Raw genomic sequence first — 12,134 nt, 5'->3', positions numbered from 1 at the left:
CATGACCGCCCCGTCGAATGCAGGCTATGTCTTTGTGAACGCGTGCACAAAGATGGTGTCCGATTTGCCCGGCCAACGTGACCGGGGTCACGCGCCCCCGGCGCACGATCGGGGAACCGGCGCGCTCGCGCACGCGTTCCTCTCCTATTGGGGGCAAAGCCGTACACGCTCCTCACGATCCACGCCCCCGAGACCACGTCGCCATCGATTTTAAGCGACCATCCGACAGCTCTTGGACTACTCGGACCAGTCGGACTACTCGGTCAGTGCCCTGCGCAGGCGTTCCTCGTTCACACGCCAGAAGGTGTGCTGGCGTCCGTCGACGAGGACCACGGGGATCTGCTCCCAGTACGCGTCGTGGAGGCCGCGGTCCTCGGTGATGTCCTTCGCCTCCCACGGGACGCCGAGGTCGGCGCACACCTTCTCGACGACGAGCTGTGCGTCATCACACAGGTGGCAGCCGGGTTTGCGGATGAGGGTGACGAGATGGTTCTCGGAACGGGGCTGGTGCTCGGGACGCGGCGGCGTCCTTCTGCGGAAGACCGGGCTCATACGGGCCATTCTCGCGCGCCCCGCGCCGTACGGATGTCCCGCCGCCTCGACGCCGCGACGCGCCGGGCGCACGGCTTCTTTAACGGTACGGTCGCGCAGAGTTCACAGCCTCCCAACCTCTCGACTCCGGAACGCCCGAACAAACTGGCTATGCTCACGGGCATGGCCGCTCTTGGATGGCTCACTCCCCGGAGGCGCTCCGCCACCGCGCGCAGCGTGCTGGCAGGCGAGGCGTCGGCGGAGGCAGCCCGCAAATCCACCCAGGACCTCCCGGCGCCCGACGCCGCCGGCGAGGCGGACTTCCCGGTGCACGGCGACGACCGGGCCGCCGCCTTCTTCGACCTGGACAACACGGTCATGCAGGGCGCCGCGCTGTTCCACTTCGGACGCGGCCTGTACAAGCGCAAGTTCTTCGAGACCCGCGACCTGGCCCGGTTCGCCTGGCAGCAGGCGTGGTTCCGGCTGGCCGGCTTCGAGGACCCCGAGCACATGCAGGACGCCCGCGACTCGGCGCTCTCCATCGTCAAGGGCCACCGCGTCTCCGAGCTGAAGTCGATCGGCGAGGAGATCTACGACGAGTACATGGCCGAGCGCATCTGGCCCGGCACCCGCGCCCTCGCCCAGGCCCACCTGGACGCGGGCCAGAAGGTCTGGCTGGTCACGGCCGCCCCGGTGGAGATCGCCCAGGTGATCGCCCGCCGCCTCGGCCTGACCGGCGCCCTCGGCACGGTCGCGGAGTCGATCGGCGGCGTCTACACCGGCAAGCTGGTCGGCGAACCCCTGCACGGCCCGGCCAAGGCCGAGGCGGTCCGCGCCCTGGCGGCGGCGGAGGGCCTGGACCTGACCCGCTGCGCGGCCTACAGCGACTCGCACAACGACATCCCGATGCTGTCCCTGGTCGGCCACCCCTACGCGATCAACCCCGACTCGAAACTGCGCCGCCACGCCCGGGAACTGGACTGGCGCCTGCGGGACTACCGCACCGGCCGCAAGGCCGCCAAGGTCGGCATCCCGGCGGCGGCCGGCGTCGGCGCCGTGGCCGGCGGCACGGCGGCGGCCATCGCCCTGCACCGACGCCGCCGCTGACCCGTCCGGCCGCCAACCCGTCTGACGTACCCGCGCGGCCCCCGGATCACTCCCCCGTCTCCCACCCGAGCACAACACGCTCTGTTACGACGCCGAACCCAGGCTCTTTCGATCAGCAACCGATCAATCTCCGGCGCCCGAACGGCCGCCATTCGGTTACGTAAGCGACGTAATCGATGATTTGAGCAACTGGGTGTAGCAGGGCCTGTACGAAGCGTTATTCTCCTCAGACGCAATCCGGTACCCCTCCGTCGCTACGACGGGTGAAAGGTCCCGCACTGCACGTGATGGAAGCTCTGCCTCTGGGAGTCCCGTGTACCCACACGTCGGGGTTGACGCCTCGGGCCTGGCTACGCTGCGCGCAACGGTCAAAACGCTCCAGGACCTGTTCCGCGACTACGTCCCCACCGCGTATGCCGTCCCCACCGCGTACGCCGTCCCCGCATTCGCCGCAGCCACCGCCCCCGTCGGCCCGGCCTACGCGCTCGCCGAGAGCGGCGCCGCCGCCGTCGGCAGACGCGCACGCGCCTCCGGGACGACCGCCCGGCGCCCTGCCGCGGACAGCGACAGCGCCCGGATGATGGACCTGGTGGAGCGCGCTCAGGCGGGCGAAGCCGACGCCTTCGGACGGCTCTACGACCAGTACAGCGACACCGTGTACCGGTACATCTACTACCGCGTGGGAGGCAAAGCCACCGCCGAGGACCTGACCAGCGAGACCTTTCTGCGCGCCCTGCGCCGCATCGGCACCTTCACCTGGCAGGGGCGCGACTTCGGCGCCTGGCTGGTGACGATCGCCCGCAACCTGGTCGCCGACCACTTCAAGTCCAGCCGCTTCCGGCTCGAAGTGACCACCGGCGAGATGCTCGACGCCAACGAGGTCGAGCGCTCCCCCGAGGACTCCGTCCTGGAGTCCCTCTCCAACGCCGCCCTGCTGGACGCCGTACGCCGGCTCAACCCCCAGCAGCAGGAATGCGTGACGCTGCGCTTCCTCCAGGGCCTCTCCGTCGCCGAGACCGCCCGCGTGATGGGCAAGAACGAAGGCGCCATCAAGACCCTCCAGTACCGGGCCGTGCGCACCCTCGCCCGGCTGCTCCCGGACGACGCCCGCTGAGCCTCCCAAGTCACCTTCGGTGACGGCTCGTTGACTCACTGGCCCGCTTGCCCGCCGTGCGTAACCCAAGTGCCGCGCCACTCGTTGAGCGGGATGCAGGCTCCCTGTGGTCACTCCCTGGCCGACTTCGATCACACATTCGTGTGCTCCTGGTCAGGGTGTGCAACCCTCAGGACCCCCTGGGGAGTCGACCGTCATGACGAGAGGAGGTGCCGCCAGTGATCGCGAACGTATCGGCGCACCGGCGGGCGAACGCCTTCGCCCAGGCTCTGGAGGAGCAGCCCGACCGCGGCCCGGCGGCCGAGCAGTCCGAAGGACCGGCACCGGCCGCGGCCACCGCGGACCGGACCGAGCAGGGCCGCCTGGTGGCCCTGACAGCCGGTCTCGACGCGCTGCCCAAGCCCGAGCTGGACCCGGAGGTCAAGGTCGTCCAGCGGGCCCAGCTGGTGGCCGCGTTCGAGGCCATGCTCCAGGAAGGCACCGCGGGCGGCGAGGCGGACCCGTCGGTACCCGAGCAGCGCCGCGCCCGCGGCGCCCACCGGGCGACACCGCTCAGGAAATTCAGGCCCCGCTCGCGGCTGGCCAAGGGCCTCACCGCCGGCGGACTCAGCGTCGGCGTGGCCGCCGGAGCCTTCGGCGGAGTCGCCGCGGCCAGTTCCGACGCCCTCCCGGGCGACTCGCTCTACGGCCTCAAGCGCGGCATAGAGGACTTCAAGCTCGGCCTCGCCGACGACGACGCCGAGCGCGGCCGCGGCTACCTCGACCTGGCCTCCACCCGGCTGAGCGAGGCCCGCCGGCTGGTCGAGCGCGACCGCGGCGGCTCCCTCGACCACGAGGCCCTCGGCGAGATCCGCCGCGCCCTGTCCGGCATGCAGCAGGACGCGTCCGAGGGCCACCGCCTGCTCAGCGCGGTCTATGCCCGCGACCCCGACTCGCTCGACCCGATGCGGGCGCTCTCCGCCTTCTCGCGCTCCCACCGGGACGCCTGGGGGACCCTGCGCGAGCGACTGCCCGTGCAGCTCGGTGACGTCAGCGAGCAGGTGTCGTCGGTGTTCGACGCCATAGACGAGGACGTGGCCCCGCTGCGGTCCCTGCTCCCCCAGCCGCCCTCCCGGGACGACGGCGCGGGCAAGCAGGACGGCGGCTCCGGATCGGTCGGCTCGACACCGTCCGGCTCCGGCAGCTCAGCGCCGCCCAGCACCGGGCGCGGCGACTCCTCCGAGCCCGGCCGCACCGACAGCCGGCACCCCAGCGAGTCCGCCGACTCCGGCAGCGAGGGCGACGGCCTGCTCGGCGGCGGCACCGGCGGCCTGCTCGACCCGCCCGAGGAGACCGCCCCGGCCTCACCGTCCACCAGCGACAAGACGCCCGCCCCCGAGCCGGACGTCACGCTGCCGCCCCTCCTCCCGGGCCTGCTGCCCGACCTGGGCATCGAGAGGGAGGACACCGACTGAGACGGGCTCGACATGACGGTACGGCGGTGGGGACGTTCCCACCGCCGTACCGTCATGTCGAGCCCCTGAAAGCGCCTCGGGCCCCTGAGAACGCCTAGAAGAACACCGACCGCCGCTGCACCAGCAACTTGTACAGCGTGTGCTGGATCTGTTCCCGCACCTGATCGGTCAGGTTGAACATCAGCATCGGGTCCTCCGCCGCCTCCGCCGGATAGTGATCCGTGGGGATCGGCTCACCGAACTGGATCGTCCACTTCGTCGGCAACGGCACCGCCCCCAGCGGCCCCAGCCACGGGAACGTCGGCGTCAGCGGGAAGTACGGGAAACCCAGCAACCGGGCCAGCGTCCTGGCGTTGCCGATCATCGGGTAGATCTCCTCCGCGCCGACGATCGAGCACGGGACGATCGGTGTCCCCGCCCGCAGCGCCGTGGAGACGAACCCGCCCCGGCCGAACCGCTGCAGCTTGTACCGGTCACCGAACGGCTTGCCCAGCCCCTTGAACCCCTCCGGCATCACCCCGACCAGCTCCCCCTGCCCGAGCAGCCGCGCCGCGTCCTCCGCGCAGGCCAGGGTGTGCCCCAGCTTGCGGGCCAGCTCGTTGACGACCGGCAGCACGAACACCAGGTCCGCCGCGAGCAGCCGCAGATGCCGCCCCGCCGGATGGTTGTCGTGGACCGCGACCTGCATCATCAGGCCGTCCAGCGGCAGCGTCCCGGAGTGGTTGGCGACGATCAGGGCCCCGCCCTCGGCAGGAATGTTCTCGATGCCCTTCACCTCGACCCGGAAGTACTTCTCGTACACCGGACGCAGCACGGACATCAGCACCTGGTCGGTCAGCTCGGCGTCATAGCCGAAGTCGTCGACCTCGTAGTCACCGGTCAGGCGCCGGCGCAGGAACGCCAGCCCGCCCGCGATCCGCCGCTCCAGCCCGTCACCACCACCGTCCTCCCCCGGCGGCAGCACCCGGTTCTCCCCCGCCACCGGACCGTCGTCGTCCCCGCCCTGCCGCACGGGCAGCGCCTGGACCTCACCGACCGGCGCGGCGGACTCCGCCGTACTCGCCCGCCGGCTCCCCGCGCCGCCCCTGCGCCGCGCCGAGCGCTGCCCGGCGCCCCCGCGGGACCGGTCGTCGTCGAACGGAATGACCTTGGCATCAGCCATCGTTGATGCGCTCCTCAGTTCGCGCTCTGCGTCGGGGGGTGGCCGCCGCCCGTACGGGACAGCGCGGCGACCCGGTCCACGGCCCGCGCGACGGCGGCCGGCGGGAGCAGCCCCGGCTCCCGGCTGCGCGCGAAGTCCGTGAACGTCTCTGCGGTGGTGTGTTTCGGCTGGAAACCCAGCGTCTCGCGCATCTGGGTGGTGTCCACGACCCGGCCGTGCGTGAGCAGCCGGATCTGCTCGGGGGAGAAGTCCGTCACCCCCAGCGTACGCACCAGGGACCCCGCCCAGCTGACCACCGGCAGCAGCATCGGCACGGTGGGCCGGCCCAGCCGCCGCGCGCACTGGGAGAGCACCAGGACACCGTCACCGGCGATGTTGAACGTCCCGCTGTTCAGCGTCCCCCGCTCCGGCTCGTGCGAGGCGATCCGCAGCACCTCGATGGCGTCGTCCTCGTGGACGAACTGCAGCCGAGGGTCGTACCCGAACACCGTCGGCAGCACCGGCAGCGAGAAGTACGACGCCAGGGGGGTGTCGGTGGCCGGGCCGAGGATGTTGGCGAACCGCAGCACGCACACCGCGACGTCCGGCCGCCGCCGCGCGAAGCCCCGCACATACCCCTCGACCTCCACGGTGTCCTTGGCGAAGCCACCGCTGGGCAGGGACTTGGCCGACGTCGTCTCGGTGCAGACGGCCGGATCGCGGGGCGCGGACCCGTAGACGTTCGTACTGGACTTCACCACCAGCCGCCGCACGGCCGGCGACTTCTGGCAGGCGCCGAGCAGCTGCATGGTCCCGATGACGTTGGTCTCCTTGACCGACGTCCGGCTGCCGCTGCCCAGCGGGGTGCCGGTGACGTCCATGTGGACGACCGTGTCGGCGCCCGTCTCCGCCAGCACCCGCGCGATGGTGGGCTGCCGGATGTCGGCCTGGACGAAGTCCGCGCCGCCCAGATGGTGCTCGGGCGCGACCGCGTCCACACCGACGACCCGGTCCACCGCCGGGTCCCGCTGGATCCGCCGCACGAAGCGGCCCCCCAACTGCCGGGCCACTCCCGTCACGAGCACGACCTTGCCCAAGATCCGCGCCTTTCTCTCGGTCCCCGCCGGGTTCCCCGCCCGCGGGCCAACCTATCGGCTCGGTGTTGCTCGGTGATGACCGCCGGACGCGTCCCGTGACGGAAACCGGCCGTACGGCCCACCTGCCCGCCCGCCGCATACGTCCGCTCCGCATACGTCTGTGGCCCCTCACCGGATCCGGTGAGGGGCCACAGATGACGCTTTCGCGGCGTCGCGTCGCTTACTTCTTGTTGCGACGCTGCACGCGCGTGCGCTTGAGCAGCTTGCGGTGCTTCTTCTTGGCCATCCGCTTGCGCCGCTTCTTGATAACAGAGCCCACGACTACCCTCGCTCACTTCTCATCACTCGGTTGTTTGGGCGCCATGGGCCCACACGACCTACGAGGGGCTAGCCTACCCGCCCGAGCGCTGAGGTCGTAATCGAGGGGACGGGGGAGGTCCGACGGGACTGCCGGGGACCTCCCCCGAGCCCTGACGGGCCCTGATCAGGCCGTGTCCACCCCCACGAAGCTCTCGCGGAGGTACTCGTGAACCGCATTCTCCGGGACGCGGAAGGACCGCCCCACCCGGATCGCGGGCAGATGGCCGCTGTGCACCAACCGGTACACGGTCATCTTCGACACTCGCATCACCGAGGCGACCTCCGCCACGGTAAGGAACTGAACCTCGCTCAGAGGCCTCTGGTCTCCAGCCATGACACACCTGAACCTTCCGCACTCGACGGCCACCGGCTTCCCCTTCCGGTGACTCTTCGTCGCTGCGTGCTCACTCCCCAATGTAGGTGCGGGTGATGCGAGTGGGGAAGAGGTGCACGCATCGGCGTCCTACTGGGACAGACACGCTCGATTGAGTACGTAGCGGGTAAGCGGGAGGTAGTAATCGGACCGCACGCCGTCATCAAGTGGAACGACGACGGACACGCACCCCTCTGCCTGCCCCACGAAGAGCGCGGGGTCGTCCGTATCAGCGAGCCCGATGGCCTCGAACCCCAGCTGACCTGCTCCGCAGACCCATCCGTGGTCTCCGATCACCAGCTCCGGCAGCACCCCGCCGGCCTCCGCCGCACCGGCCAGGGCGGTCCGAACCGGGAGGGGTGAGTGGGTGTGCGCGCCGGGCTCACAACCGGGGCGTTCAGGGCCGGGTTCCCGCACCAACGCGACGCCTCGTACGTAGTCGAGGTTGTACGTGCGTAGACCGAACCGGGTCGTTATGTCGACACAGCGACCCTGCGCCGGGGTGAGAACGGCACATCCCGCCGCCGACAGGGCGTCCGCCAAGGCGGCGTAGAAACCGAGCAGCCGGTGCGGATGTCCGGTCCCGAGCACGACCGGGGCCGCACGCCGGGCGGCCTCCGCGAGCCGGTCCGCGAAGGCGTCCAGAGCGCTCAGCGTCCGGTCCGGATCGATCACGTCCTGCCCCGTGACGCACCGAGGGTCGGCCGATACGCCGCACCGGTCCGCCATCAGCGCGATCACGTCCCGCTGCCGCCAGGCCCCTACGGGATCGAGCCCCAGCAGCACCCGCGGATCCCGGGCCGCGAACAGCCGATAACTGCGCAGACTCCTCTCCCGCGAGGTCGCCACGACCCCGGCCAGCCGGGCACCGAGCAGATGATCACGAAGCTCACGGACCGACACCACCCCCCGATGCTCCCGAACCCACCCCCCGCCCCACCCCCGTTTCCCCGCAACTGCACCCACTCGGCCCACTCACGAGGTGAGGACCCGCGCCGGCACCTCGCCCACTCGGGCCGCGCCCCCACCCAAGAGCGCACGACCGCACCCGCACGACCGCACGACCGTCGGCCGCCACCCGTCACGCCAACAACCCCCGCAACGGAAACACCGCCCGCCGAGCCGCCACCACCGCCTGATCCACCCGGTCCGCAGGGTCGTACCCCGCCTCCCACTCCGCCCACGACACAGGCCACCGCCCGTCCGTCATCCGCATCGGCCCCAACTGCCGGGTCCGCGCGTACACCTCCGCCCGCCACGACTCCGGGATCACCGCCTCCGGCGCCACCTCCCGCCCCGCCGCGATCCCCACCAGATGCGTCCACGACCGCGGCACCACGTCCACCACCGCGTAACCGCCCCCGCCCAGCGCCACCCACCGCCCCCCGGCGTACTCGTGCGCCAGCTCATGGCACGCCACCTGCACCGCCCGCTGCGCGTCCACCGACACCGCCAGATGCGCCAACGGATCCTCGAAGTGCGTGTCCGCCCCGTGCTGCGTCACGAGCACCTGCGGCCGAAAAGAGGAAACCAGCTCCGGCACCACCGCGTGGAACGCCCGCAGCCACCCCGCGTCCCCGGTCCCCGCCGGCAACGCGACGTTCACCGCCGACCCCTCCGCCGCCCCGTCCGCCCCGGTCTCCTCGGGCCACCCGGTCCCCGGGAACAACATCCGCGGATGCTCGTGCAACGACACCGTCAGCACCCGCGGGTCCTCCCAGAACGCCGCCTGCACCCCGTCCCCGTGATGCACGTCGACATCCACGTACACGACCCGCTCGGCACCCAGCTCCAGCAGCCGCGCGATCGCCAGCGCCGCGTCGTTGTACACGCAGAACCCCGACGCCGCCCCCGGCATCGCGTGATGCAGCCCGCCCGCGAAGTTCACCGCGTGCAGCGCGTCCCCCCGCCACACCGCCTCCGCCGCCCCCACCGACTGCCCGGCAATCAGCGCCGACACCTCGTGCATTCCCGCGAACGCCGGATCGTCGACCGTCCCCAGCCCGTACGCGGGATCCGCCGCCCCCGGATCGGCGGACGCCGCCTTCACCGCGGCGATGTAGTCCTCCCGGTGCACCAGCCGCAACGTCGACTCCCCGGCCGCCTTCGCCGCTACGACGTCCAGCTCCCGGTCGAGCCCGAAGGCACCGACCAGACCGCGCGTCAGGGCGAGCCGCACCGGGTCCATCGGATGATCCGGCCCGAAGTCATAGCCCGTTACCGCCTGGTCCCACATCAGCCGCGCGCGCCCGCTCATGCCCGCCACCGTATCGGTCGGCCCCGCCCGCCTCGAACGACCGGGCGTACACGACCGTCACCAGCACCAACGCCATCGGCACCAGCATCGCCCCGCGATAACTCCACACACCCCCGAGCGCCCCGACCAAAGGCGAACCCACCAGGAAACCCACGTAATTGAAGACGTTCAGCCGCGCCACAGCCGCGTCCGAAGCCCCGGGAAACAACCGCCCCGCCGCCGCGAACGTCTGCGGCACCAGCACGCACAGTCCCGCCCCCAGCAGCGTGAACCCGGCCATCCCGACCCAGGCCCCCGGCGCCCCCGCCAGCACCGCGAACCCCGCCGCCGCCACCAGCGCCCCGCCCCGCACGACCACCACGGCCCCCAGCCGCCGCACCCCGAGATCCCCCAGCGCCCGCCCGACCAACGTGGTCACCATGTACACGCCGTACGGCACGGTCGCCAGCTGCTCCGAACTCCCCAGCACGTCCCGCAGATACTTGGCACTCCAGTTGGACACCGTCGAGTCCCCGATGTACGCGAACGTCATCACCAGACACAACGGCAACAGCACCCGAACCCCCGCGCCGCCCCCGCCACCGGCACCTCCTCCCTCCTCCCCACCCCCGTCCGCATACCACCGGCTCCCCACCAGCGCCGCCGGCACCAGCACCGCGACCACCGGCAGATACGACACCCACAGCGCCAGCCCCCAGTGCGCCCCCGCCCACGCCAGCGAGGCCCCCACGATCCCGCCCAAGCTGTACGCGGCATGGAATCCGAGCATGATGCTCCGCCCGTACGCCCGCTGCAGACTGACCCCGAGCATGTTCATCGAGGCGTCCAACGCCCCCACCGCCAGCCCGAACGCCCCGAGCGCGACGGCCAGCGCGGTCATCCCGTCCCCGAGCCCCACCCCGAGCAGCGCCGACAGCACCACCGGCTGGGACCACCGCAGCACCCGGCTCGGCCGCACCCCCCGCACCAGCCGCCCGGTCACCACGCTCCCCACCCCGGCCAGCACCGGCACGGCCGCCAGGAACACCGGAAGCAGCCCGTCGGAGACCCCGTACCGGTCCTGAACGGCCGGAATGCGCGTCACCAGCAGCGCGAACGCCACGCCCTGGGCGAAGAACGCGAACGCCAGAGAGACCCTGCCCCGCCGCGGCACATCCGTCATGGCGGCGAGCGTAGGACCCCGCCCTACCGCTGGGTAGGTACCGCCGAAGATGAACCGACCTCACCTTCCACGGCGCACGCCTCCCGCCCGACCATCCGCGCCATGGGCCCGGCCACCAGCGCCCCACTGACCACGAAGGTCACCCCGAGCACCCCGCACATCACCACGGTCCCGAGCCACACCATCACGTCGACCTGCAGCACGTACGCCCCCACGACCCGCACCGCCGACTCCCCCACGAACGCGACGCCCCACATCCCGGTGAACCGCCGCTCGGCCCGCCGGAACGCCACCGACTCCCGCCGCAACCGCCCCCAGGCCCGCTCCCGCCCCGCATCCCCCTTGACCACCCAGGGCCGCACCACCCCCGACATCATCGGCCGCCCCACGACCACGGACCCCAGCACCACGACCCCCACCACACTGGTGACCATGCTGTCCCGGACCAGCATCACCCGCGGGTCCCCGGCCCCGGCCCCCACCACCAACCCCACCCCATTGGCGAGCAGCATCAGCAGCGCGAGCCAGTTCACCGCCCCACGCCCCGCCAGTCCCCACCCGGCCCGCAGCAGCGGCACCACCCCGCTCCACCCGAGCGCCGCGAGCGTACTGACCCCGGCCCCGTCCTTCAGCACGTAGTACGCCCCGATGGGCACCCCCACGTCCAGGAGCAGGGAAACGAGGGTCCGGCGCAGGTCGCTGTGTGTCCTCATGCCCCCAGCGTCCCGTCGGAAGCCGGGACGCCAGTAGAGACAACCGTCCGCGTCCCCCCGTGACAGATGTCAGTCAGGACAGCAGACCGGGCAGCTCCCGCATGTCCGCGAACACCTTCCCGGCCCCGCCCAGCTTCTCCGCCGGCGTCATGGCCGTGAACCCCACGACATCCATCCCGGCCGCCACAGCCGCCGCCACCCCGAGCGGACTGTCCTCGACGACCACACACCGCTCCGGCGCCACACCCATCCGCTCGGCCGCGTACAGGAACAGATCCGGCGCCGGCTTCCCCCGCCCCACATCCTCCGAGCTGAAGATCCGCCCGTCATCGAACCACCGGTCCAGCCCGGTCTTCCGATGCCCCACCCGAATCCGCTCATGACTCCCGGACGACGCCACGCAGTACGCCACCCCGTCCCCGGCCAGCTTCTCCAGCACCCCGACCACCCCGGGCACCGGCTCCAGCTCCGCCTCGAAGGCCGCGAACACCCGCCCATGAAAGACATCGTCGAAATCGGCGGGCAACCCCCGCCCGGTCCGCTCCCCGATCAGATCATGGACCCGATGCATCGCGGCCCCCATGTAGTCCCGCAATGAGTCCTCGTACGAGGTCGGATGCCCGAGCTCCGTGAGGTAACCGGCCAGCAGCCGGTTGGAGATCGGCTCACTGTCGACGAGCACGCCGTCGTTGTCGAAGATAACCAGGTCGTAGCGCATACCTTGACCCTAAACGCAGAAAACCCCCGCACCGAAAGGTGCGGGGGTTCCCCTCTATTCCAAAAATTGTTCGGCGGCGTCCTACTCTCCCACAGGGTCCCCCCTGC

General features: G+C 71.4%; 13 protein-coding genes. 3 read left to right on the top strand and 10 right to left on the bottom strand.

Features of this window, described 5'->3' with window-relative positions:
* Window positions 1–255 precede the first annotated feature (255 nt).
* Window positions 256–552: a glutaredoxin family protein gene (locus tag ACZ3IG_RS35420; RefSeq protein ID WP_467437309.1), complete on the bottom strand. Its 297-nt coding sequence runs from the start codon at window positions 550–552 to the stop codon at window positions 256–258.
* Between the two features lie 162 nt (window positions 553–714).
* On the opposite strand from ACZ3IG_RS35420, the gene ACZ3IG_RS35415 reads away from it, so the two are divergent.
* From ACZ3IG_RS35415 to ACZ3IG_RS35405, 3 genes are all read left to right on the top strand, one after another.
* Entirely contained in the window at window positions 715–1,638 is a 924-nt protein-coding gene (locus ACZ3IG_RS35415) for an HAD family hydrolase (RefSeq protein WP_467437308.1), read from the top strand.
* A gap of 313 nt (window positions 1,639–1,951) precedes the next feature.
* Window positions 1,952–2,752: an ECF subfamily RNA polymerase sigma factor, BldN family gene (locus tag ACZ3IG_RS35410; protein ID WP_215167353.1), complete on the top strand. Its 801-nt coding sequence runs from the start codon at window positions 1,952–1,954 to the stop codon at window positions 2,750–2,752.
* Window positions 2,753–2,970: 218 nt separating this feature from the next.
* Window positions 2,971–4,206 (top strand): DUF5667 domain-containing protein, encoded by a 1,236-nt coding sequence (locus ACZ3IG_RS35405; protein ID WP_467437306.1) that lies wholly within the window; start codon window positions 2,971–2,973, stop codon window positions 4,204–4,206.
* Between the two features lie 94 nt (window positions 4,207–4,300).
* Here the strand turns inward: ACZ3IG_RS35405 and ACZ3IG_RS35400 are convergent, their stop codons facing one another.
* From ACZ3IG_RS35400 to ACZ3IG_RS35360, 9 genes are all read right to left on the bottom strand, one after another.
* Window positions 4,301–5,368, bottom strand: coding sequence for a lysophospholipid acyltransferase family protein (locus ACZ3IG_RS35400; RefSeq protein WP_467437305.1), 1,068 nt, complete (start codon window positions 5,366–5,368; stop codon window positions 4,301–4,303).
* A gap of 14 nt (window positions 5,369–5,382) precedes the next feature.
* Window positions 5,383–6,444 (bottom strand): NAD-dependent epimerase/dehydratase family protein, encoded by a 1,062-nt coding sequence (locus ACZ3IG_RS35395; protein WP_467437303.1) that lies wholly within the window; start codon window positions 6,442–6,444, stop codon window positions 5,383–5,385.
* A 220-nt stretch (window positions 6,445–6,664) separates the two neighbouring features.
* On the bottom strand, window positions 6,665–6,763 hold the full coding sequence (locus ACZ3IG_RS35390) for a 30S ribosomal protein bS22 (protein ID WP_003948845.1): 99 nt from the start codon (window positions 6,761–6,763) through the stop codon (window positions 6,665–6,667).
* Window positions 6,764–6,928: 165 nt separating this feature from the next.
* Window positions 6,929–7,138: a helix-turn-helix domain-containing protein gene (locus ACZ3IG_RS35385; protein ID WP_189424546.1), complete on the bottom strand. Its 210-nt coding sequence runs from the start codon at window positions 7,136–7,138 to the stop codon at window positions 6,929–6,931.
* 129 nt (window positions 7,139–7,267) lie between these two features.
* Complete coding sequence (locus ACZ3IG_RS35380) at window positions 7,268–8,083, bottom strand: phosphatase (protein WP_467437302.1); 816 nt, start codon at window positions 8,081–8,083, stop codon at window positions 7,268–7,270.
* Between the two features lie 175 nt (window positions 8,084–8,258).
* Window positions 8,259–9,434 (bottom strand): acetoin utilization protein AcuC, encoded by a 1,176-nt coding sequence (locus tag ACZ3IG_RS35375; protein ID WP_467437300.1) that lies wholly within the window; start codon window positions 9,432–9,434, stop codon window positions 8,259–8,261.
* The gene (locus tag ACZ3IG_RS35370) at window positions 9,385–10,596 is read right to left on the bottom strand and encodes an MFS transporter (protein WP_467437299.1); all 1,212 of its coding nucleotides are present in this window, start codon (window positions 10,594–10,596) and stop codon (window positions 9,385–9,387) included. The genes ACZ3IG_RS35375 and ACZ3IG_RS35370 overlap by 50 nt, the downstream gene beginning before the upstream one ends.
* Window positions 10,597–10,619: 23 nt before the next feature.
* Complete coding sequence (locus tag ACZ3IG_RS35365) at window positions 10,620–11,309, bottom strand: VC0807 family protein (protein WP_467437298.1); 690 nt, start codon at window positions 11,307–11,309, stop codon at window positions 10,620–10,622.
* 73 nt (window positions 11,310–11,382) lie between these two features.
* Window positions 11,383–12,027, bottom strand: coding sequence for an HAD family hydrolase (locus tag ACZ3IG_RS35360; protein WP_467437296.1), 645 nt, complete (start codon window positions 12,025–12,027; stop codon window positions 11,383–11,385).
* Window positions 12,028–12,134 lie beyond the last annotated feature (107 nt).

It is taken from the genome of Streptomyces sp. NPDC016677 (assembly GCF_055562815.1).
The sequence above is the reverse complement of the archived record's forward strand: the minus strand, read 5'-3'. Positions and strand labels throughout refer to the sequence as shown.